We start from the raw sequence: 24,443 nt of genomic DNA on the forward strand, positions 1-24,443 counted from the left end.
AGAGATAACATGATTCAAGTTAAAGCACCCGGTAAACTCTATATAGCAGGTGAATATGCAGTTACAGAGCCTGGGTATAAATCCGTACTCATTGCGGTAAATCGATTTGTAACAGCAACAATCGAAGAATCCAATGCAATAGAAGGAACAATACATTCAAAAACATTACATCATGAACCTGTAACATTTCAAAGAAATCAAGACGAAATTGTGGTTTCAGATGTACATGCTGCAAAACAACTCAAATATGTGATAACAGCGATTGAAGTATTTGAACAATATGCACGAACAAACAATGTTAAGTTAAAGCATTTCCATTTGACGATTGATAGTAATTTAGATGATGCAAATGGTCATAAGTATGGACTAGGCTCGAGTGCAGCAGTATTGGTTTCAGTTGTTAAAGCTTTAAATGAATTTTATAATCTGCATTTATCAAACTTATTTATATATAAACTTGCTGTTATCGCCAATATGAAACTACAAAATTTAAGTTCATGTGGTGATATTGCCGTTAGTGTTTATACAGGGTGGTTAGCATATAGTACATTCGATCATGAATGGGTTTCTCAACAAATTGAAGATACTTCTGTTAATGATGTTTTAAAGAAAAATTGGCCAGGTTTACATATAGAGCCACTGCAAGCGCCAGAAAACATGGAAGTTTTAATTGGATGGACAGGCTCTCCGGCTTCATCACCACATTTAGTCAGTGAAGTGAAACGTTTGAAATCAGATCCCACATTCTATGGTAAATTTTTAGAACGTTCACATTTATGTGTAGAAAAATTAATTCATGCATTTAAGACAAACCATATTAAAGGTGTACAACAGATGATTCGCCTTAATCGTGAAATCATACAATCTATGGATAAAGAGGCTTCAATTGATATTGAAACAGCACATCTCAAAGTATTATGCTCAATCGCTGAAAAACATGGCGGTGCAGCTAAGACATCAGGTGCTGGCGGTGGTGATTGTGGTATTACTATCGTAAGAAATGATGTGAATAAACAAGCGATTTACAAAGAATGGTTAGAAAATGAAGTGAAACCATTAGAATTTAATATATATAATGGACAATAATTTCAAATTGGCGACACACTCAGATTTTTAAAAGAGCGTGTTGTCTTTTTTTATGCTGTTAAGTTTAAGATATAAAACATATTAAGTTAATATTTTATATACATCTGGAAAATTTACCTCAAAATGAAAATACAATCTTTACTTGCTACCTATTATCTAAATACATGGAAATAGTTGAATAGTGAAAAATAAAAGACTATCATCACCTTTAAGTAGCTTTAAGAAAACGCTTACATAATTTGAGGAAGGTGATTGCGATGAAGTTTGGTCAAAATGTTGGGAATGCAATTCGTAGATTTGGAGGGGCTATGATTGTACCTGTGTTATTATTTCCTTTTTTTGGGATAATCATAGGTATCGCAACGCTGTTTAAAAACGAAGCTATTATGGGTCATTTAGCAAAACCAAATAGTTTATGGTTTCAAATATGGACATTGATAGAAAATGGTGGCTGGACAGTATTTGAAAATATAGAATTAATTTTCGTTATCGGTTTACCCATTTCATTAGCTAAAAAGTCAGCAGGTCATGCTGTAATGTCTTCTGTTGTAACATATATGATGTTTAATTACTTTATAAACAGTATTTTATCAACGTGGGGTAAATCATTTGGTGTGAATTTTGATGAAAAAGCAACTGCTGGAACAGGTTTGACAGAATTAGTTGGTATAAAGACCTTAGATACTAATATTATCGGTGCATTAATCATTTCAGGTATAGCAATTTGGTTGCACAATCGTTATTATGATAAAAAATTACCAGAATCAATAGGTATATTCCAAGGATCACCTTTTGTCATTATGAGTGCTTTTTTTGTTATGATACCACTTGCATTTCTAACTAGTTGGGGATGGCCAATTGTTCAAGGTTGGATAGCATCATTGCAAGTATTTTTGGCATCATCTGGTTATATAGGTGTTTGGTTATTCCACTTTTTAGAACGAATATTAATACCGACAGGGTTACATCATTTTATATATACACCATTCGAATATGGTCCGGCGGTAGTGAATGGAGGTATAAAATCATACTGGATTTCACACTTGAATGACTATGCAAATTCTACTAAATCATTAAAAGATATTTATCCAGGTGGCGGTTTTCTCTTGCAAGGTAATATAAAAATGTTTGGCTCAATAGGAATCGCATTAGCTATATATTCAACTGCTAAATCTGAGAAGAAAAAAGAAGTAGGTGCGCTGTTAATTGCAGCTACATTGACAGCAGTGTTCGCTGGAATAACGGAACCGTTAGAATTCACCTTTATTTTTATTGCACCATTTTTATTCTTAATTCATGCCATACTAGGTGCGACAATGGTTACCATCATGCATGCTTTTGGGCTTGTAGGTAACCTCGGTGGAGGTCTAATCGAAATTGCGGCAACGAATTGGATACCGTTGTTTGGGAATCATTGGAGCATATATATTGCTCAATTTATTATTGGCTTTATATTTATTTTTGTATACTATTTCTTATTCAGATTTATAATATTGAAATTTGACATACCAATGCCAGGAAGAGAAAAGGAATCAGTTTCAAATACTAAACTTTACAGTAAAAAAGATTATCAAGAATCTCGTAAAGGTAAAGCGGTTAAAGGAAACACTAATTCGGAGTATGAACAAAAAGCGACTGTCTATTTACAAGGTTTAGGTGGAGTAGATAATATCATCGATGTTACCAATTGTGCGACAAGATTAAGAGTTACAGTAGCAGCGCCAGATAAAGTTGAAGAAGTTGATTATTTTAAAGCACATGGTGGCGCGCATGGCTTAGTGAAAAGCGGTGGCAACGTTCAAGTTATTGTAGGATTATCTGTACCTCAAGTCCGAGAAGCATTTGAGCAATTAATCAATAAAGAAAGGCAATCGACTGAACTACAATAATTCGGCACAGTCGATGTAATTTACATGTATTCAAATAATTTTAAATGGATGACTACTAGCTATTATGATTGTGTCGATTCTGAATCGTGTTGTGCGATTTTGTAATTATGATAAGTTCTAGCGATAAAGTCAAAAACAACATAATAAGGTGTGAAGCTATAGTATTCGGTATTATTGAAAAACTGAATGGGAACGCTGTTTACGTAAATATTAAATGCTGCATTTTTTGCAATATAATTATCATGCAATGTTGTGATAGAAACATATTTATAATCACGAGATTTCAATAATTGAATGGGTGATTTTAAATTTTGTGTTTCGCCTGACAAAGAGATGATAAAGAGCAAGTCGTCTTTAGTCATTTGTTGGATAGCTAAGCGAAACTCACTTTCGTCATTTAGTACAATGCCCTTTTTAGAAATAGATAACATATGGCGTTGAGCTTCTCGCGCAACATTTTGTTGTGCCATACCAGTGCCATAAATATAAATAAAGGAAGCTGCATCAATATATTCATTTAGTGGTTGATAATCGAACATTTGCAAGTGTTCAACAGTACGTTGAATATCTTCCACTATAGGCGTGGTGTTAATTACTTCTGTAGGTGCGCTATGACTTTCCATTTTTAAATAAAATTTAAAATCACTATATCCTTCAAAGCCCATTTTTTTCACAAGTCTATGAATGGTTGAGATAGATGTATGTGTCAGTAAGCTTAAATCGTGTATTTTCATAGTTGTCATTTCATCGATATGTTGGTGAATAATACTCATAATATGTAAATCATTTTCTGTTAGCTGTTCAAAGTTTTTATTTATAAGATGATCAAGAACCATAGTAACAACGCCACCTATTCGTTGGAAAATTTTCCGTGATTTGAAAATATATTCTAATGTTAATATATAAATTCTAAATACGTCAAACTTATTGGTGAGTTTAAGGTAATAATTTAATATGGAATGTAAGAATCTTCTATTATTAGGTAATTAGAAATATACATGCAATGAATTGTAAGCGTTTACTTTAAGTAGAAAGAATATTGATAAGGGGATGAGTATATGCAATTAAATATAGGCATAATAGGTTGTGGTGGTATCGCAAATGGTAAGCATTTACCAAGTTTGAAAAAGGTATCAGAAGTAAAATTAGTAGCATTTTGTGATATTGATAAAGAAAAAGCACAACTTGCAGCTAATTCATATGGTAGTGATATTTCTGAAGTCTACGAAAATTATCGTGATTTATTAGCTGATGACGCAATCGATGTAGTCCATATTTGTACACCTAATAATACTCATAAAATGATTACAGTAGATGCCTTAGATGCGGGGAAACACGTAATGTGTGAAAAGCCAATGGCCAAAACTACAGATGAAGCACGCGAAATGATAGAAGCAGCGAAAAGAAACAAGAAAAAATTAACAATTGGTTATCAAAATAGATTCCGTGGTGATAGTCAACATTTACACAAAGTAACAGAACGAGGTGATTTAGGTGAAATATACTTTAGTAAAGCACATGCAATACGCAGACGTGCCGTACCAACTTGGGGTGTATTTTTAGATGAAGAACAGCAAGGCGGAGGCCCATTAATTGATATAGGTACACATGCATTAGATTTAACATTATGGATGATGAATAATTATGAACCAGAATCAGTAATGGGTTCTACTTTTCATAAATTAGGAAAACAAGAAAATGCAGCAAATGCATGGGGATCATGGGATCCGAAACAATTTAAAGTAGAAGATTCGGCATTTGGATTTATTAAGATGAAAAATGGAGCGACGATTATTTTAGAATCAAGTTGGGCACTCAATTCTCTAGAGGTAGATGAAGCTAAATGTTCTTTATCAGGAACGCAAGGTGGCGCAGATATGAAAGAGGGTTTACGTATTCATGGTGAGGATTTAGGGACACTTTATACGTCACATGTAGAAATTGACAATCCAGGAGTAGATTTCTTTGATAGTGAATCGATTGATGAAGCAGAAGAAGAAGCGCGAGCTTGGGTGAAATGTATTATTGATGATTTAGAACCTGTAGTTAAACCTGAAGAAGCACTTGTCGTTACACAAATACTAGAGGCGATTTATCAATCTGCCAATACTGGTAAAGCAGTATATATCAATTAAGTTAAATAGGAGGACTGAATGATGCGTATAACGGTTTGGAATGAATATAGACATGAACAAGAGAACGAAGAAATAAGACAGATTTATCCAAATGGAATTCACAATGTTATTGGAGACTTTTTAAAATCTGAACATAGTGTAAAAACGGCTACTTTAGATGAAGCGGAGCATGGGTTGGATGATGAACGACTCAATGAAACAGATGTACTCATTTGGTGGGGGCATAAAGCACATGAAGAAGTAAGTGATGAAGTTGTAGAAAAGGTTAGGCAGCGAGTACTTCAAGGTATGGGGCTTATTGTTTTGCATTCTGCACATTTTTCAAAAATTTTCAAAGCACTTATGGGAACTTCTTGTGATTTAAAATGGCGTGAAAATGATGATAAAGAACGATTGTGGGTAGTAGATCCTTCGCACCCAATAACAGAATCATTACCAAGTTATATTGAATTAGAAAAAGAAGAAATGTATGGTGAGCATTTTGATATTCCAACACCAGATGAAACTGTATTTATTAGTTGGTTTGAAGGTGGAGAAGTATTTCGAAGTGGTGTGACTTATAAAAGAGGAAAAGGAAAAATATTTTATTTTAGACCTGGGCATGAGAGTTATCCAACATATTATAATACACAAATTCAACAAGTGATTAAAAATGCAGTAAACTGGGCGAGTCCTTTACACACACCAACGCCACAGTATGGCAACGCCCAACCACTAGAAATAATTCGAAAAAAGTAAATGAATAGAGGAGGCCTACCATGCAAAAATTAGCGATAGGTATCATTGGCTGTGGTGGAATTGCTCGAGATAGACATTTGCCCACACTTCAATCACTGAACGATGAAGTGACAATTACGGCTGTACAAGATATCAATATAGATGTAGCGAAAGCTGTAGCAACTGAATTTGATATTGAAACAGTAGTGACAAATTATCATGCACTATTTCCTTTAGTGGATGCAGTAATGATTTGTACGCCTAATAAATTTCACGCAGAAATAGCAATTGCAGCTTTAGATGCTGGTGTACATGTCTTTTGTGAAAAACCAATGGCGATGAACCAATATGAATGCGAGCAAATGATTGACGCTAAAAATCGTGCTGGTAAATGTTTGGCAATTGGTTATCACTATCGTTTTACTGATGCTGCGCAAACAGCGAAAAAAGCAATTGATAATGGTGTTGTGGGAGATTCACTAGTAACAAGAGTTCAGGCTTTGAGACGACGAAAGGTGCCTGGTTGGGGCGTCTTTACTAATAAGACGTTACAAGGTGGCGGGAGTTTAATCGATTATGGTTGTCATTTGTTAGATTTATCACTTTGGTTATTAAATGATGCTAAGCCAGTTGAAATTATTGGCAAAACATATAATCGATTGAGCAAAAGTCCGACACAAATAAATGATTGGGGTCCCTTTGATCATGAGCAATTTGAAGTTGATGATCACGTGACAAGTTATATCACATTTGAAGATGGTTCATCACTACAATTTGAATGTTCGTGGTCTGCGAATATCAAAGAAGATACGAGAACGTTAAGCATATCTGGAGTAGATGGTGGAATTAACTTATATCCTTTTGAAATTTATCAGCCTCGTTTTGGAACTTTTTTTGTAGAACAAGCCTATGCAGCGCATGATGAAAAAATAGCTGCACAAAGACAAACACATAATTTTATTCGAAGTTGTCTTGGAAAAGAAACTTTAGTTGTTCAACCCGAACAAGCTCAAAATATTAACAAGATAATTGATGCAATTTATCGCAGTGATGATGAAAGCGCGAGTGTAAGAATTAACTAAATTGAGAAAAGAGGAGTGATTGTGATGAAAATAGGTGTATTTTCAGTTCTATTTCAGGATAAATCATTTGAAGAAATGCTGGATTATGTTGCCAATGCAGGAGTTGAAATGATTGAAATTGGAACAGGGGGCAATCCTGGGAATCAATTTTGCCCTTTAGATAAATTGTTAGATGATGAACAAGCTCGTAAAGTATATTTAGAGGAAATAAAAAGTCGAGGTTTAGCAATTAGTGCATTGAGTTGTCATAATAATCCTATATCACCAAATCAACAAGAAGCGGATATAGCACATGATACATTATATAAGACAATCAAATTAGCAGCTTTGTTAGATGTTGGGGTAGTAAATACATTTTCTGGTATTGCTGGCGCTGATGACGATGCTAAGCATCCAAACTGGCCTGTAACACCATGGCCAACGGTTTATTCTGAAATTTACGAATGGCAATGGCAAGAAAAACTCATTCCATATTGGAAAGAAGTTGCAACATATGCAACATCACATAATGTGAAAATAGGTATAGAATTACACGCTGGCTTCTTAGTGCATACACCTTATACACTGTTGAAATTAAGAGAAGCTACTGGTGAAGCTATAGGAGCAAATTTAGATCCCAGTCATTTGTGGTGGCAGGGAATTGACCCTATCGCAGCAATCAAAATATTGGGACAAGCCAAAGCAATACATCATTTTCACGCTAAAGATACGTATATTGATCAAGATAATGTCAATATGTATGGATTAACAGATATGCAACCCTATGGCAATGTGCAAACGAGAGCTTGGACATTTCGAACTGTAGGTTATGGTCACAATCCATATGCATGGGGTGAAATGATTAGTGCTTTGCGTATGAATGGCTATGATTATGTGATGAGTATAGAGCATGAAGATCCAATTATGTCGATTGAAGAAGGTTTTAATAAAGCAGTGCAAAATTTGAAATCTGTAAATATCACGCAGCCGGCACCAGACTTATGGTGGACATAATCTATTTAAATCAATGAAAATAGAATTTTATTCGGCTAATAATCTATAAGACAATCGATAACAATTAATTTGTGATTGTCTTTTTTTGTCGTGAAGTTAATACATATGTTGAAATTAGAATGAGAGCTATATTGTTTTACAAAAAGAGTAAGTTATATGCTATATAAGCGTGATTAAGGGGAATTAAGTATTACTGTAATAGAAGAAGTGCTTGAATTTTTCACCAAAAAGAGTAAAATAATTAGAGTTGTAAATAGAACTTATTACAGTTGAGTTCATAGAGACTTATGTTTAAAATAACTATGATAATAAAATTTGATAATTACGATAAATGAACGTGTTGTTGCAAATCTTATGAGAAAGGTGAGGACGGTAATGCAAAATAAATTTTTGATTTGTGATGATTGCCAAGGTGTTAATTGTAAATCATTAGAAAAGAAATTGACAAAATTAGATCCAGAGGCTGAAATTGAAATAGGCTGTCAATCTTATTGTGGTCCTGGTAGAAGAAAGACGTTTGCATTCATAAACAACCGTCCTTTAGCAGCATTGACTGAAGATGAACTGATGGAAAAGGTAACGAAACAATTACAAAAACCAAGAGATCCTGAAGAAGAAGAGCGATTAAGGTTGCGTAATGAAGAACGTAAGCGCCGTAAAGAAGAACAAGATAGAAAATTAAAAGAAAAATTAGCACAGCGTAAAGGTAAAAATAAGCAATGATTTTTGCTTTTTCAGAGTAGGAATTCAGTAGTGATGTATTGAGTTTGTAGTGAGCATTAATTAAGTAATCAGACCTAATAATGTTGTTATGTTGTTGCGATATAAAAATATATAATCATTTTAGTTTCTAAATTAAATGGTAATTCAATGTACGATTAAATCACTTAAAGTGATTGTGCATTGAGAAATACCGAAATTTGGAAACTTTTTTATTATTACTTTAAACATATAAAACTTGTCTGATTTATAAGCAGTTTATTTAATATCAGGCTTTATTCATGCTAAATTTTAACTAGCGTATATATTTTACATATTCTTTTGGAAATAAAAGAATGTTTAGAAATATGAGAATCAGTGAATGTATACCGCAACAAATTGAAATGAATTTTAAGATGAGGAGTGGGTAACATATGACTGAAAAAGTACAATTAGGTAAATCAGATGTCAAAGTAAATCCAATTGCATTAGGAACGAATGCAGTGGGTGGGCATAATCTGTATAATAATTTGGATGAAGAACAAGGAAAAGAAGTTGTAAGAACAGCTATTAGAAATGGTATTAATTTGTTAGATACTGCCTACATTTATGGACCTGAACGTTCTGAAGAATTGGTTGGAGAGACAGTGAAAGAATTTTCGCGTGATGAATATGCCATAGCTACTAAAGGTTCACATTATTTTGATGAAGATGGAAACGTACAACAAAGTAATGATCCAGAATTTTTAAAAGAGCAAGTTGAGAAAAGTTTAGAAAGATTGCAATTAGATTATATTGATTTATACTATATTCATTTTCCAGACGAAAATACACCTAAAGATAAAGCAGTTGCTGCTTTAAAAGAATTAAAAGATGCTGGAAAAATCAAAGCAATTGGTGTTTCTAACTTTAGTCTTGAACAGCTTAAAGAAGCGAATAAAGACGGTTATGTAGACGTGGTACAAATGGAATATAATTTATTAAACAGAGAGAATGAAGCGATTTTTGAATACACTAAAGAAAATCAAATAACTTTCATTCCATATTTCCCACTTGTTTCAGGAATTTTAGCAGGTAAATATAATGAAAATAGTACATTTGACGACTTGCGTTCTGAAAACCCGGAATTTCAAGGAGATAAATTTAAGGAAAACCTTAAAAAAGTTGATGAATTAAGAGAAATTGCTAGTAATCATAATGTAGATGTTGCGCATGTAGTCTTGGCTTTCTATTTAACGAGACCATCACTAGATGTTGTGATTCCAGGTGCAAAACGTGCTGACCAAGTTGTAGATAACTTACAGACATTAGATGTAACATTAACTGATGAAGAAATAGAAAAAATTGAATCTGTATTTCCGGTAAAATAATAATAGAGAATGAGCGTTATTATAGTATATTTGCTACAAGTTAGAACAGTAATATATTATAATTGAAAAAATTGAACGATTGCATTTTAGCAAAGATATTCAATCGGCAACGTTAGTATATAGATATAAGAGAGCTAATCCTTTTTGGATTAGCTCTCTTACTTATTTTGAAGCATTATATTAAAGTTGGTAATTAGTACTTTTGTTAGAAGTAGATAGGAATGTGTAGGCAATCCTTAAATCAAACTAGTGTTTTTATTGCAAGTTGATTAATTATTAGCAGTTAAATTTTTTATTTTGTGACAACTCGATTACCTTTAGATGTTATTCAATTTATTTAAGTTCAAAATTTCGTAACATATTTTAATATTTAAAAATCAAAATTTAGGGAATATACATTTTAATATATAAAAAATTTGATGATTTATGAGCAAATAACTTAATATATTAATGTATTTTATTTAAACTGTTTAATAACTGAGAAATTTAGTGTAGGATTATTAATTAAGTTTATTGCATTGATATGCAATGTATATTGATCATTTTTAATGGGTAAATCATTAAAGATAGTAGAAGGAGTTTATTATGATTACAGTTTTATTCGGAGGAAGTCGCCCAGAGGGTAACACTGCTTATTTAACTAAGATGGCCGTTGAAGGATACGACTACGAATGGATTGACTTAACAAAGTACCAATTGAACCCAGTTAGAGACGTAAGGCATGACAATACAATTATTGAAACTTATGATGATGACTATAAACAGATTATTGATAAAGTACTAGCAAGTGACACAGTAATCATAGCCTCACCAATTTATTGGTATAGCTTATCTGCATCGATGAAGGCATTTTTTGATCATTGGTCAGAAACGTTAGTGGATCCGAGTTATAAAGATTTTAAAGAGAAAATGGCACAAAAAGATTTTCGTTTAATTATAGTAGGTGGAGATTGCCCTAAAGTTAAAGCTAAACCGTGTATTACTCAAGTGAAATATAGTTTAGAATTTTTAGGAGCTACCTTATCTGGTTATATTATCGGAACGGCAGAGAGACCTGGAGATATCGAAAAAGATGTCTACGCATTAAACAGAGCAGAAGAATGGCAAGAAACATTAGGTTTCAAAAAATAAGTAAGTCAAAAATAGTTTGGACAATACATTTGTTGTTCGAACTATTTTTATCTTCACTGATAAAGTATTTTGACTATTGGATATATGGTATAATTATTCTATTAATACCGATTAGAAATAAGGGGAGTACAACATGCATAAAGTAAGAAAAGCGACGGCAGATGACGTTGTAGGTATCAGAGATGTAGCAACAAAGGCTTGGTATAATACGTATTTAAATATTTATGCAGCAAAAACGGTAAATGAGCTGTTAGCTGCTTCTTATAATGAACAACATCTTCAAAAGAGATTAAATGATCAACTCTTTTTAGTCGTCGAGGAAGATGATGAAATCATAGGATTTGCTAATTTTATTAACGGCACGGAACTTTATCTTTCTGCCCATTATGTTAGACCATCGTGGAAACATAATGGTTATGGTTCTGAATTATTAAAAGAAGGATTAAGTTACTTTGATAATTATAATGAGATTTATTTAGAAGTTGATAATAAGAATGACGATGCTATGTCTTTTTATGAGAAAAAAGGCTTCGAAAAATTACGTTCGTATAAACATGTTATGTATGGGGAAGAAATGGATTTAGCGCTAATGAAAAAAGTATTAAAATAATTGAATTGGCAAGTGAATTGAGAGGAGGACTAAATTGACATTTACAACATATGCTACTCAGAAATTACCCGAAGAAAAAGTGTTTAAAGATCCGATTCATAGATATATTCACGTTAAAGATCAAGTTATTTGGGACTTAATTAAGACGAAAGAATTTCAACGTCTACGAAGAATTAAACAAGTTGGAACACTTTATTTATCATTTCATACTGCCGAACATAGCAGGTTTGGACATTCATTGGGTGTTTATGAAATCGTGCGAAGAATTATAGATGATTCTTTTAATGGTCGTGAAGCGTGGAATAATGATGATAGGCCATTAGCACTTTGTGCTGCATTACTACATGATTTAGGACATGGTCCATTTTCACACAGTTTTGAAAAGATTTTCAATACGGATCATGAAGCATTTACACAAGCAATCATTAATGGTCCTACTGAAGTGAATGAAGTATTGAGACGTGTATCAGATGATTTTCCAAAGCAAGTTGCTGATGTAATCAATAAAACGCATGAAAATAAATTAGTTATTTCAATGATATCATCTCAAATTGATGCAGATAGAATGGATTATTTGCAACGAGATGCATATTTTACTGGTGTATCGTATGGACAGTTTGATATGGAACGTATCTTACGTTTGATGCGTCCATCAAAAGATGAAGTATTAATTAAAGAAAGTGGTATGCATGCAGTCGAAAACTTTATTATGAGTCGATATCAAATGTATTGGCAAATATATTTTCACCCAGTAAGTAGAGGTGGAGAAGTATTACTAAATAATTGCCTGAAACGTGCTAAGCAACTTTATGAAGAAGGTTATCATTTTAAAATGGAACCTACGGACTTTATACCTTTCTTTGAAGGGACTATGACCATAGAGCAATATGTAGAATTAGATGAAGCAGTTGTTGTCTATTACCTCAAGTCATGGATTAGAGAAGATGATGAAATACTTAGTGATTTATCTAGACGTTTCACTAATCGAGATTTATTTAAGCACATGCCATTTGATGGTTCGATAATCACGATTACAGAACTAACAGATTTATTTATTCAAGCTGGTTTAGATCCTAATTATTACTTCGTAAGTGAATCATTTTCAGATTTACCATATGATTATGATCGACCAGGTTCAAATAGACAACCTATACATCTCTTGAGACGCAATGGTAAGATAAAGGAAATCAGTAGTCAATCTCTCGTGATATCAAGTGTCACAGGGATTAATCGTGAAGATTATAAACTGTATTATCCTAAAGAATTAATTACAGATATTGAAGATGAAAATGTAAAAAATGCAATTATTAGTATTTTAAATGAATTAAATTAAGAGTATATAAATCGGCTGATTACATTGGTTGAGTTATATAACTACAGATAGTAGAATACATTTGAGACTTTGATATATGTAAAATAAATAAAATTGAAATTGATTGAAATAAGTAAGGATAAATGATAGGAGGTGCTTTCTGGTGGCTGAAAACAAAGGTTTCAAGTTTAATATTGTTAAGAATGATCCACTGGATGGCCATAAAGGTACAAATATAGGTTCTATTAGTTTAGACAATATTGCCCCAGTCTTTATAGATGTAGAGAATAAAGATGCCTTTATTGATATAGGTGGTATGCACGCAAGAGCAACTGTAGAAAAAGGTGTTAAATGGATTGATGATAAAGCAGCTGTTCAAGGTGACGAAGCAAAAGAATATTGGTTATGTTGGGTTACTACTGAACGTGGAGAAAATGGTCCGTATTATGCGGGATTGACAGCTTGTTATTTACTAGTAAATAAGTCGATTCGTAGAGGGTATAAACATATGCCAGAACACGTCAATATGATGGATAAATCTATGAAACGTAAAATTGAAATTGACCATATAGGAAATGAAAATAAGCAAGTACTTAAAGCGTTTCTTAAATCTCACGATATAGAAATGTGGAATAATTCTAATAATGAATTACACGCTGCTTTAGAAGTCGATTAAATACGAAGCAAAAGAAGCCAAACACAAGTGATGTTTGGTTTCTTTTTTATACATTTTAATTAAATTTAAGTTTTATAAGTATATTTGAAAATTGAAAATGCTAAATTAGTATACGAACTGTAACCGATAAATTAAATATGCTATAATGGTGTGTATTATTTTAAAGATTAGGGTGAATCGTACATTGGAAAACAATGTGAATATCCAGACTAAACAAGTCGTTAAACAGCATGGGAATAAAGAGAAATTTTCTTCTTCGACACAAGGCTTATGGCAGAAAAAGAACTCAGAGTTTATTCGCTATGAAGAAGAAATTGATGAAGCTAAGGTACAAGTAACAGTAAAAATAGAAGATACCGGTGTGAAGGTTATTAGAAAAGGCGATATTAAAATGAACCTTCATTTTGTTGAGGGAGAAAAAACAGTTACACTATATGAAATTACGGGTGGACGTATACCATTGACTGTTCATACGCATTCAATTATACAATTTGTAACAGCTGATGGTGGAAAGTTGAAAATTCATTATGATTTAATACAAGATGATGAGAAGATGGGCACGTATCAATTTGAAATAATTTATAAGGAGATAGCGAAATGAATATCATAGAACAAGTAAAGCAGACATTAATCGAAGAGATTAATAAAAGTATCCAAAACGCACAATTAGCGGATAAAGCAGATATTCCAGAAATTAAAATAGAAATACCTAAAGATACTAAAAATGGTGATTATTCATCGAATATTGCAATGGTACTTACTAAAATTGCCAAACGTAATCCGAGAGAAATTGCTCAAGCAATCGTTGATAATTTGGATACGACAGCTGCTAAAGTTGAAAAAATTGATATAGCAGGGCCTGGATTTATCAACTTTTATCTAGATAATTCATACCTTACTGAAATCATTACCGAAGCTATTCAAAAAGGTGAAAAATTTGGTTATACAGATACACCAAATGGACAAAATATTTTATTAGAATATGTATCTGCCAACCCTACAGGTGATTTACATATTGGACATGCTCGTAATGCAGCAGTAGGCGATACTTTAGCGAATATATTAACAGCTGCGGGCAACAATGTTACGCGTGAATATTATATCAATGATGCTGGTAATCAAATCACAAATTTGGCACGTTCTATTGAAGCACGTTACTTTGAAGCATTAGGCGACGATACAATAGAAATGCCTGAAGATGGTTATCATGGTAAAGATATTGTCAATATTGGTAAAGATTTAGCAGAAAAACAACCAGAGCTTAAAGAACTTTCTAAAGATGAGCGAATTAAGACATTTAGACAATTAGGTGTCGACTATGAAATGGCAAAATTACGTAAAGATTTATCAGATTTCAACACACATTATGATAATTGGTTTAGTGAAACATCTTTATATGAAAAAGGAGAAATTAATGCAGTTTTAGATAAAATGTCAGAACTGGGTTATATTTACGAAGAAGATGGGGCAACTTGGTTACGTACTACCGATTTTAAAGATGATAAAGATCGAGTACTTATTAAGAAAGATGGAAATTACACTTACTTCTTACCTGATATTGCATATCATTTTGATAAAATTGAACGTGGAAATGATATATTAATTAACTTATTTGGTGCAGATCACCACGGTTATATCAATCGTCTAAAAGCATCTTTAGAAACATTTGGTGTGGATAGTAACCGTTTAGAAATCCAAATTATGCAAATGGTACGTTTATTGCAAGATGGTGAAGAAGTTAAAATGAGTAAACGTACAGGTAACGCTATTACATTACGTGAAATTATGGATGAAGTAGGCGTTGATGCAGCTAGATATTTCTTGACGATGCGTAGTCCAGATACACATTTTGATTTTGATATGGAGCTTGCAAAACAGGAATCTCAAGATAACCCAGTTTACTATGCACAATATGCACATGCTAGAATTTGTTCAATATTAAAACAAGCAGCAGAAAGAGGCATAATGCCATCTACAGATGTAGACTTTAAATTAATTACTAATGAAAAAGCAATTGAATTATTGAAAAAAGTAGCAGAATTTGAGACAACGATTTTAAGTGCGGCAGAACAACGTGCACCACATAGAATTACAAACTACATTCAAGATTTAGCTGCACATTTCCATAGATTCTATAACGCTGAAAAAGTATTAACAGATGATATTGAAAAAACAAAAGCACATATTGCTCTTGTTGATGCTGTTAAAATCACATTGCAAAATGCATTACACCTAGTAGGAGTAACAGCACCTGAATCAATGTAATTAACTTTAAATTGGCAATCATTAAAAAAATAAGAAATACACGCCGCGAATAGATGATACACTAATTGGTATTTTATTAATTAGATCTTTATCATTTTTATTCGGGGCGTTTTTATATAGGAGGGGAAAATGTGCTTGATATTAATTCATTATATCGAATACTATTTCAAAATATGGGCCCACAAAAATGGTGGCCAGCTGATACAAAAATTGAAATTATATTAGGTGCTATTTTAGTACAAAATACGAATTGGAGAAATGCTGCAAGTGCAATTGACTCTTTATCTAATCATACTCATTTAGATCCTCAATATATATTAAAATTAGATATTGAAAATTTACAATATTTAATTAAATCTAGTGGCTTTTATAAAACTAAAGCACAAACAATTATATCAACACTGAGTTGGCTTGAAGCATTTGATTTTGATTATGAAAAAATTAAAAATTATTATGGAAAGCACTTAAGAAAAGCGTTACTTGAATTAAAAGGCATCGGTGAAGAAACGGCAGACGTATTGATTGTATATGTATTTGATGGTATTGAATTTATTCCTGATAGTTATACCCGTAGAATATTTACAAAATTAGGATATGTCGATACTGATAATTATCGAAAATTAAAAAGTAATATTGAACTACCAGAATCATTTACCAATCAAGATGCCAATGAATTACATGCGTTATTAGATAATTTTGGGAAAGTATATTTCAATAGTAAAAATGATAGAGGCTATCAGTTTTTAGATGAATATTTTGTCAAATAATATTATATAATACTGATATTTTTGATAAAATTAAAATAAAAATATCAATTAGGAGTACAATAATGAAAAAATCTATTAAATTCATTTCATTTGTTGCTATATTAATTGTTTTATTAGCAGCATGTAGTACGGAGCAAAAAGAAAAGCAGCATGCAGATAAAGTGAAATATGATAGGATTATTTCACTTATGCCTAGCAATACTGAAATATTGTATGAATTAGGATTAGGTAAAAAGGTAATTGGAGTATCAACGGTAGATGATTATCCAAAAGAAGTGAAAGATAAAAAACAATTTGATGCTATGAAGTTAAATAAGGAGTCATTATTAAAGGCAAAGCCGGATTTAATTTTGGCGCACGAATCTCAAAAATCAACTGCTGGTGATGTTCTTAAATCACTGAAGCAAAGTGGTGTGAAAGTTGTTTACGTAAAAGATGCACAATCTATATCTGAAATGTATGACAGCTTTAAACAAGTCGGTGAAGTGACAGGAAAACAATCTAAAGCAAAAGCTTTGGTAAAAGAAACTAAACAAAATATCAAAAATATTAAAGCATCGGTACCAAAAGATGCTAAATCACAGAAAGTGTTTATGGAAGTATCATCAGAACCAGAAATATACACTGCTGGTAAACAAACATTTTTCAATGATATGTTGGAAACACTAAAAGCAAAAAATAGTTTTAGTAATATAGAAGGCTGGCAAAAGGTGAGCAAAGAAGATATTATTAAAAAAAATCCAGACATTATGATTTCTACAATGGGTATATCTGAAAAATCATATCAAAAAATGGTCGAACAACGTGGCGGTTTCGATAAAATCACTGCTGTTAAGAAAGGTGAATTAAAAGCAGTAAATGGTGATGAGATATCTAGACCTGGTCCTCGAATCGACGATGGCTTAAAGGCATTAAAAGAAGCTATTTATGATAAATAAGTAATTAAGCTATTATTTTTTATGAACAATGGTTTCGTTTTATCTGCATAATATAATAACACTTTCTTTGAATTCATTTTATTAGTGAATTAAGAGAAAGTGTTTTATTTTTAATTTGTAAAATGAAAATAAAAACAAGTACTCAGGAAAATAATGCATTGAAACTTAATTTCAATATTGAAGAAAAAATAATCAAGGAAATACGTTTCAAAAATACAAAGTAATGCGGTAATGCCTTTAATTGAAATTTTTTAATTCATTTAAAGGTTACTAATAGAGTATTTAAAGTCAAATTTCTTTTTATTAATATATAACTGAATTAAAACATGGTAAATTTATTATTAACAGTATGATTTAGAATATATCTATAAATACAGTTTAGATGTTAATTTTTATACAAGCGCTCTTTATAATTACAACAGTATTTTACAAATATAAATATAGAAAATTAAGTATAGTGTTAAATTTGGACTGATGGTATCGTTTAAGTGAAAGAACACATCGAAAGCGTGGCAATAAAATGAAATATTTTAAAGTAGTGAGCCTGTGGATGGCCATACTCATAATTAGCATATTATTCAGCCTGTTATGGGGATTGGGTAATATTAATAATGATTTAACACAAACAATATTATTACAAGTTAGAATACCTAGAATGTTAGAGGCATTGCTTGCAGGAGCCGGATTAACGGTCGCAGGACATATGTTTCAAACGCTATTAAATAATCCACTTGCAGATAGTTATACGTTAGGATTAGCAAGTGGTGCGACATTAGGATCAGGTGTTGCGGTTGCAATTGGCTTTTCAATGATATGGATTCCTTTATTTTCTGTTGTGAGTAGTTTAATTTCTTTAGGTATTGTACTGACATTAACTGCAATAATGTCAAGAGGTTATCCAGTAAGAACATTGATTCTATCTGGGATAATGATTGGCGCACTTTTCAATGCAGTTCTGTATTTAATAATTGAATTTAATCAAAAAAAACTTAATAGTATTGTTAATTATATGTTTGGTGGTTTTGCTTCAGCGGAATATTATAAAGTGGTATATATCGCTATTGTTTTGTTGGTAACGATTAGTATATTATTAAGTATGATTTCAAGTATTAAGTTGTTACAACTCGGTGAATTGAGGGCGAAATCACTCGGACTGCATGTTCAATTTGTAACATATATTGTATTGATAATTGCTTCAATTATTACGGCTGTTATTGTTGCTTATGTAGGTGTGATTGGTTTTATTGGAATGGTAATACCACAACTTGTGCGTAGACATTTTAATCATTTAAATTTAAGACAACAATTTATACTAAATATGGTGATTGGCGCAGCAATTATGATTAGTGCTGATTGGATTGGGAGTATTATAATTGAACCATATCAATTACCTGCTAGTATTGTGTTAGCTTTATTCGGTATTCCAGTGTTGTTCTATATTATGGTAACTGAACCACGAATGTATGAGTAATGGTAATAATTGGATGTATTTGGAAAAATGAGTAGACTATGACGTATAATATAAGCAATAAGTAATGTCATGAAATGTTTGAATTAAAGAGGGTATAAAAATGGACTTAACAGAAATAAAGGCAATTGTTTTTGATTTAGAAGGTACACTTTTAGATAGAAAAAAATCTAGAGATAAATTTATAGAAGAGCAATATGAACGGTTTCATGATTATTTGGTACGTATTCAGTTAGCTGATTTCAGAAAAAAATTTATTGAATTAGATGATGATGAAGATCATGATAAGCCAGAATTATACAAAGCACTAATCAAGGATTTTCATGTAGACCGTTTGACTTGGAAAGATTTATTTAATGATTTTGAAATGCATTTTTATCGTTATGTATTTCCATATTACGATACATTATATACGCTTGAAAAATTGTCTAATTATGGCTATCTGACAGGTGTTATTGCGAATGGTAAATCTAAGATAAAGCAATTTCGTTTACATGCATTAGGCGTTGAAGATGCAATTAATTATTTAACGACATCTGAGACAGTCGGGTTTAGAAAGCCACATCCTAAAATTTTTGAAACAATTTTAGAACAATTAGGTACGAAGCCTGAAGAAACAATGTATGTAGGTGATGATCCATTAAATGATGTTGCGCCTGCTCGTGCTATGGGGATGGTTAGTGTTTGGTTTAAAGAAGAAGATGCAGAGATTGAACCATTACCAGAGGAAGTAGATTACACGATTACGACCTTAGAAGAATTATTATCTATATTGCCTATTGGAAAGAAGGGGAGCTAAGTAATGAAATTATTTAAAACAAATGATGGTGTAGCATTAAACTATCGTTCTAGTGGAGAAGGTAAGGTTATCGTGATGTTGCATACATCATTTGATAATTTATCAGTATTCCATTCAATTGTGGATAAATTTAGTTCAGATTATCAAGTGATTTTAGTCGATTTACGCGGTCATGGCTACTCCGATAAGCCGCTCGATATAAATTTTACAGATTATATTGAAGATATAAAGGCATTGTTAGATTATCTTTATATAGATCAATGCGCTATCATAGGTCATGAAATGGGAGCTTCTATTGCAGTTGGCTTTGCAGCGCAATATCCAAAAATAGCTACTGCATTAACATTGATTAATCCAACACTACTTAATGATATGAATCCTGCAGAAAGATTATATAAGAAATATGCATATAAAATTCGAAATTGGAATTCAGAAGCGCAACAAAATTTTTTAGATAAGCATTTATATTATTCAAAGCACAAAGTTAAGAAATTTTTAAAACAAGTTGAAGATACTAATGATATGGCGACAAAAGATGAATTAACCTCAGTACGTCGTTCATTTAATCATAATCATATTATGCATTATTTAGATGAAATGAAAACACCAACTCAGATTATTGTTGGAAAACATGGTGAACGAACTACAGTGTTAGAAGCTAAAGAAGTAAGTGATATGATTGATGGATCTACATTTGAAGTATTCACAGAATCAGGACTCTATCCTTTCGTAGAAGAAAAAACTAAGTTTGTAACAAAAGTAAAAGCGTTTATTAAAAACAATTATCAATGTGTAAGATAAAAGAAATAATATGTGTAGAAAGTGGCATTTTATAGCTGTTCTGAATTACAAAAATAATTTCACTGTAATAATTTTGTAACATTACTGTTAATTTAGTAATATTTATAGTACAATGAATTTACGGAAAACGTAATAAAGGAGAGAAATGCTATGAAAAAAATATTAGTAGCTGCATTAGTTTCAGGTTTAGCGTTTTCTGGGATAAGTGCTGATAGTGCATCAGCAGCTTCAGGTAATACTATCCAAAATGTTAAACAATTACAACAAGGAGATACAACATTAGAAGGTGCTAAACTAGGCGATTCAGTAGAAACGGTCTTGAAGAATAATAGCAAACCGATTTATTCACATAGTGTTGATAATAAAGAACATTATTACGAATTTAAACTTAATGATGGTGTATTGGTAGTGACGGCAGAAGGTAAGAAGAACCAAGGTGAAATCACTCGAATTTCGATGAGTTATAATGATACAAATGGTCCGACTTATAAATCTGTAAAAAATGAAGTGAGCAGTAGCGCTGTTACACGTGAACATTATAATAATGTAACAGGTAACTTTGGTTATGTTCAAGACAATGATGTATCTTATCAATTTAGTTCATCATCTCCAAGTGATAAAAACATCAAATTATATCGCATAGATATTAGTGAATAAGATGTTTTGATGTTTAAAGGTTTAAAATGAACCGGCAAGTGTGTATTTGATGCTTGTCGGTTATTTAATTGTTAAAATGTAGTAGAATGTGAGATTATATACTGAAATTGTAGTAATTAATCTATAGCCTATAAACCGTAAACAGTTAAAAGTGGTTAAACTTTTAATAAGTGCAAAAGGAGTATTTCATGCGAGTTAATGACAAAGTATTATTAGAAAATATAAATGATTACTTCACTCATAAGGGCCTTTCTCCTAATCTAATTGATGATATTAAAGAGAAACTAAAAAAGGATTTCCATAAATCAGAGGCTCAGGATCAAGATTATATTGAGTATAGAAGTAAATCTCCAGCAGAAATCATCTTAACGATTCAAAGAAACTTATTTACATTACAATTAAATCCCATAGTGTTTTTTATAGTGAATTTTGTTTTACTGTCTTATTTATATGACAAACATTATGTGACTTTTCAAGCAGCATCAGGTTTATCAATTTTTTATTGCTTAGTTATTTTACCAATATCAATTTTTATTTATTTAAGAATTGGTTGGAAAAATTATTTATATAGTAATAGATTTGAGCGAATTATTGGTATTGGTATAGCAGGTATTTCATTTTTCTTAGTCATTGTACATGCATTTGATTTGAACTTAGGTATTGTCGCAGTGTCAATGTACGCACATCAATTCATGTTTTTTGTGGGTATTATTTTTAGTATTTCAGGAATTTATTTTAGAAGATTGGAATTTACTGGAATTGGATTATTATTTTGTCAAAAAACAATTGATGCAATGATAAGTAGTGCCAATATTGCACAGATCGCATCTATAATAATTTGGGTACTATTATTAATAGTTATCATATACTATACAATCCGTATTTCGTCGAGAAATTGATATTTGAGAGTAATAGAAAAAATAGCCACTTTAAGGTATGAGCATCAAGTATGCACATAGCTTAAAGTGGCTATTTTGTGCGCTTGAATAAGTATTCAGATGTGGAAAAATACAATAATATTAATGTGAAATGTAGCGTAGAAAAGTACAAATTCGGGTATATTACATTTGTAAAGGGAGGTGACCCATGATGAAAAAAATAGAAACGAGTTATAACACCGAGATTGCATACATCCGTGAGGGTCGAGGTTTTCCTGTTATCTTAATACATGGTTTAGACAGTAATATGGCTTCATTATATAGTTTGAAAAATGAATTAAAGTATAAATATGACGTTATTATATATGATGTGAGAGGCCATGGTAAATCATCAAAGCCTACTTCATTTCATTTAGATGATCATATTGAAGATTTAAAATGTTTAATGGAAAAATTAGAAATAAATTCAGCGCATATAGTAGGCCATGATATGGGTGGCGTCATTGCAAAACAATTTACAAACAAATATGAATGTAAAGTGAGATCTTTAACTTTAATTGCTTCAAACTTAATACAAAGTGTTCATGGGTTAAATAAATTAATGGTTGAGCATCAAGACGAAATAGAAGGTTTTGATAAATCAGAAGCCTTGATTATTTTATTTCCTTATTTATATAAAAAACAAGATAAGGCCAAAAAATGGTTTCAAAATCAATTGATTTATAGTAGACAGTCATCTGAAGCGAGTGCTATCGCTACACGAGCACTATTAAACTTCCCGGTACTAAATGAAGAAATTGTTATAGAAAAAGTAAGTGTACCAACGTTAATCGTTAACGGAATATATGATCCATTAATTGCAATGGAAAATTTTGATCAATATCAAGATGCATTTAAATCACTTAAAATATTTAAATTTAACCAATCTGGACATGCACCACATATTGAAGAACCTAATCATTTTCTTAATGTTTATTTGAATTTTGTAGAATCGCTTGAATTTCAAAAGTAATCATTAAAAGGGGCATATTTGAGTTTAGGTGTAAGAGATGAAAAACTAAAAGAGACAATTTCTATTATATACTAATAGAGATTGTCTTTTTGGTTGTTATAAATGCTTTATTTTATGTAATTGTTTGAAGAGATTCTATGTTTATCTACTCCATATAAAGTATTTTAATATAAAACTTAAAGAAAGAGGGTCTATTGAAACACATGAGTATTTCAATAGACCCTCTCATTTAGCTAAGGCTTATATTCCAGCTGATTTATAAAAATTATACTTCGTTTTCGTCGTTAGCTTCTTTAATTCGTTGATTTACACGTGATAATAATTCATTGATTTTTTTACGTTGTTTAGTGTTAACTAATATTAAAACAGTTCTTTCATCGTGTTCGTTACGTTTTTTATCAAAGTAATCATCTTGTGATAAGTTTTTAACTGCTTTAACAACTTGTGGTTGTTTGTAGTTTAAGTGGTTGATAATATCTTTTAAGTAATACTCTTCACTTTCATGTTCACTAATATATGTTAATACAGCGAATTCCTCGAAACTTACTGAAAATTCCTTTTTAATTATGCCTTTTAATTTATCAGCATATGTTACCATTGCCAATAATTCAAAGCAATCATTGATTTTTGTGATAGCCATCCTAATTTCCTCCCTAGTTTTAAATGCCCAATTTAGTATACATATTAAATTTGTTTTTGTATAATTATATGTCTTAATTCAAAGTTAAATTCAAAGGTTTATCATAATTTATAGCTTTTTTATATTTGGATATTATATAATAAACCCTCTTTTATTTAGTTTATTATAACTAAATAAAAATAGAAAGTAAACAAAAATCTGTTTAAGCGTTACATCAATGTTTTCAGTAATTAATACAATTCTTTCCAAACCAATAGATTAAATTAAATTTATTCTGTCTGGTTTCTATTTATCATCATTAGATAAATAGAGAACAAAAATAAATATAAATTTATAATTCTAATTAATTATAACGTGCACATCTAAAAAACAGGCAAGATTGTGTCAATGTTTCAAATGCTTTACCAATAAATAAAATATTGAAAAAGAGAATGTATAATTTTTATTACCCATATTTTCTAAAATTATAACCAGTTTAATAAATTTTTTAATTCTTCTAATTATAAGAAGTTGTTTGT

24 protein-coding genes are annotated in these 24,443 nt (G+C 31.3%); 22 read left to right on the plus strand and 2 right to left on the minus strand.

Annotated features, from left to right (window positions below; genetic code table 11):
* Positions 1 to 9: 9 nt before the first annotated feature.
* Both MHZ36_RS08470 and MHZ36_RS08475 read left to right on the plus strand, forming a co-directional pair.
* Positions 10 to 1,086: a phosphomevalonate kinase gene (locus MHZ36_RS08470; RefSeq protein ID WP_239231051.1), complete on the plus strand. Its 1,077-nt coding sequence runs from the start codon at positions 10 to 12 to the stop codon at positions 1,084 to 1,086.
* A gap of 257 nt (positions 1,087 to 1,343) precedes the next feature.
* Positions 1,344 to 2,975: an alpha-glucoside-specific PTS transporter subunit IIBC gene (locus MHZ36_RS08475; RefSeq protein ID WP_239231052.1), complete on the plus strand. Its 1,632-nt coding sequence runs from the start codon at positions 1,344 to 1,346 to the stop codon at positions 2,973 to 2,975.
* 62 nt (positions 2,976 to 3,037) lie between these two features.
* Here the strand turns inward: MHZ36_RS08475 and MHZ36_RS08480 are convergent, their stop codons facing one another.
* A complete protein-coding gene (locus MHZ36_RS08480; protein WP_239231053.1) occupies positions 3,038 to 3,811 on the minus strand; it encodes a MurR/RpiR family transcriptional regulator in 774 nt (257 codons plus the stop codon).
* 222 nt (positions 3,812 to 4,033) lie between these two features.
* On the opposite strand from MHZ36_RS08480, the gene MHZ36_RS08485 reads away from it, so the two are divergent.
* The 20 genes from MHZ36_RS08485 to MHZ36_RS08580 all read left to right on the plus strand — a co-directional run bounded on the left by MHZ36_RS08485 (position 4,034) and on the right by MHZ36_RS08580 (position 23,285).
* On the plus strand, positions 4,034 to 5,110 hold the full coding sequence (locus MHZ36_RS08485; RefSeq protein WP_239231054.1) for a Gfo/Idh/MocA family protein: 1,077 nt from the start codon (positions 4,034 to 4,036) through the stop codon (positions 5,108 to 5,110).
* Positions 5,111 to 5,131: 21 nt separating this feature from the next.
* A complete protein-coding gene (locus MHZ36_RS08490) occupies positions 5,132 to 5,848 on the plus strand; it encodes a ThuA domain-containing protein (protein ID WP_239231080.1) in 717 nt (238 codons plus the stop codon).
* Positions 5,849 to 5,868: 20 nt separating this feature from the next.
* The gene (locus MHZ36_RS08495) at positions 5,869 to 6,909 is read left to right on the plus strand and encodes a Gfo/Idh/MocA family protein (protein WP_239231055.1); all 1,041 of its coding nucleotides are present in this window, start codon (positions 5,869 to 5,871) and stop codon (positions 6,907 to 6,909) included.
* A gap of 24 nt (positions 6,910 to 6,933) precedes the next feature.
* Complete coding sequence (locus tag MHZ36_RS08500) at positions 6,934 to 7,902, plus strand: sugar phosphate isomerase/epimerase family protein (RefSeq protein ID WP_239231056.1); 969 nt, start codon at positions 6,934 to 6,936, stop codon at positions 7,900 to 7,902.
* A 375-nt stretch (positions 7,903 to 8,277) separates the two neighbouring features.
* Entirely contained in the window at positions 8,278 to 8,625 is a 348-nt protein-coding gene (locus tag MHZ36_RS08505) for a YuzB family protein (protein WP_239231057.1), read from the plus strand.
* Between the two features lie 410 nt (positions 8,626 to 9,035).
* Entirely contained in the window at positions 9,036 to 9,971 is a 936-nt protein-coding gene (locus MHZ36_RS08510) for an aldo/keto reductase (protein WP_239231058.1), read from the plus strand.
* Between the two features lie 585 nt (positions 9,972 to 10,556).
* Positions 10,557 to 11,102: a flavodoxin family protein gene (locus MHZ36_RS08515; RefSeq protein ID WP_239231059.1), complete on the plus strand. Its 546-nt coding sequence runs from the start codon at positions 10,557 to 10,559 to the stop codon at positions 11,100 to 11,102.
* 133 nt (positions 11,103 to 11,235) lie between these two features.
* Entirely contained in the window at positions 11,236 to 11,712 is a 477-nt protein-coding gene (locus MHZ36_RS08520) for a GNAT family N-acetyltransferase (protein WP_239231060.1), read from the plus strand.
* A 34-nt stretch (positions 11,713 to 11,746) separates the two neighbouring features.
* Complete coding sequence (locus MHZ36_RS08525) at positions 11,747 to 13,045, plus strand: HD domain-containing protein (protein ID WP_239231061.1); 1,299 nt, start codon at positions 11,747 to 11,749, stop codon at positions 13,043 to 13,045.
* Positions 13,046 to 13,187: 142 nt separating this feature from the next.
* Complete coding sequence (locus tag MHZ36_RS08530) at positions 13,188 to 13,700, plus strand: YwhD family protein (RefSeq protein WP_239231062.1); 513 nt, start codon at positions 13,188 to 13,190, stop codon at positions 13,698 to 13,700.
* Between the two features lie 184 nt (positions 13,701 to 13,884).
* Positions 13,885 to 14,301 carry a YwiB family protein gene (locus tag MHZ36_RS08535; protein WP_239231063.1) on the plus strand — a complete coding sequence of 139 codons (417 nt, stop codon included), beginning with the start codon at positions 13,885 to 13,887 and terminating at the stop codon, positions 14,299 to 14,301.
* A complete protein-coding gene (argS, locus tag MHZ36_RS08540; RefSeq protein WP_239231064.1) occupies positions 14,298 to 15,965 on the plus strand; it encodes an arginine--tRNA ligase in 1,668 nt (555 codons plus the stop codon). The genes MHZ36_RS08535 and argS overlap by 4 nt, the downstream gene beginning before the upstream one ends.
* Positions 15,966 to 16,096: 131 nt before the next feature.
* Positions 16,097 to 16,732, plus strand: coding sequence for an endonuclease III domain-containing protein (locus MHZ36_RS08545; RefSeq protein ID WP_239231065.1), 636 nt, complete (start codon positions 16,097 to 16,099; stop codon positions 16,730 to 16,732).
* A gap of 62 nt (positions 16,733 to 16,794) precedes the next feature.
* Positions 16,795 to 17,670 carry an ABC transporter substrate-binding protein gene (locus MHZ36_RS08550; RefSeq protein ID WP_239231066.1) on the plus strand — a complete coding sequence of 292 codons (876 nt, stop codon included), beginning with the start codon at positions 16,795 to 16,797 and terminating at the stop codon, positions 17,668 to 17,670.
* Between the two features lie 520 nt (positions 17,671 to 18,190).
* Entirely contained in the window at positions 18,191 to 19,141 is a 951-nt protein-coding gene (locus MHZ36_RS08555; protein WP_239231067.1) for a FecCD family ABC transporter permease, read from the plus strand.
* A 100-nt stretch (positions 19,142 to 19,241) separates the two neighbouring features.
* Entirely contained in the window at positions 19,242 to 19,937 is a 696-nt protein-coding gene (locus tag MHZ36_RS08560) for an HAD family hydrolase (protein WP_239231068.1), read from the plus strand.
* Positions 19,938 to 19,940: 3 nt separating this feature from the next.
* Positions 19,941 to 20,738 (plus strand): alpha/beta fold hydrolase, encoded by a 798-nt coding sequence (locus MHZ36_RS08565; RefSeq protein ID WP_239231069.1) that lies wholly within the window; start codon positions 19,941 to 19,943, stop codon positions 20,736 to 20,738.
* A gap of 150 nt (positions 20,739 to 20,888) precedes the next feature.
* Entirely contained in the window at positions 20,889 to 21,395 is a 507-nt protein-coding gene (locus tag MHZ36_RS08570; RefSeq protein WP_239231070.1) for an SA0570 family protein, read from the plus strand.
* 188 nt (positions 21,396 to 21,583) lie between these two features.
* The gene (locus MHZ36_RS08575) at positions 21,584 to 22,294 is read left to right on the plus strand and encodes a hypothetical protein (protein WP_239231071.1); all 711 of its coding nucleotides are present in this window, start codon (positions 21,584 to 21,586) and stop codon (positions 22,292 to 22,294) included.
* Positions 22,295 to 22,484: 190 nt separating this feature from the next.
* Positions 22,485 to 23,285 (plus strand): alpha/beta fold hydrolase, encoded by an 801-nt coding sequence (locus MHZ36_RS08580; RefSeq protein WP_239231081.1) that lies wholly within the window; start codon positions 22,485 to 22,487, stop codon positions 23,283 to 23,285.
* 265 nt (positions 23,286 to 23,550) lie between these two features.
* Here the strand turns inward: MHZ36_RS08580 and sarA are convergent, their stop codons facing one another.
* Positions 23,551 to 23,925 (minus strand): global transcriptional regulator SarA, encoded by a 375-nt coding sequence (gene sarA, locus MHZ36_RS08585; protein ID WP_239231072.1) that lies wholly within the window; start codon positions 23,923 to 23,925, stop codon positions 23,551 to 23,553.
* Positions 23,926 to 24,443 lie beyond the last annotated feature (518 nt).

Source organism: Staphylococcus sp. ACRSN, assembly GCF_022346615.1.
Classification (GTDB): Bacteria; Bacillota; Bacilli; order Staphylococcales; family Staphylococcaceae; genus Staphylococcus.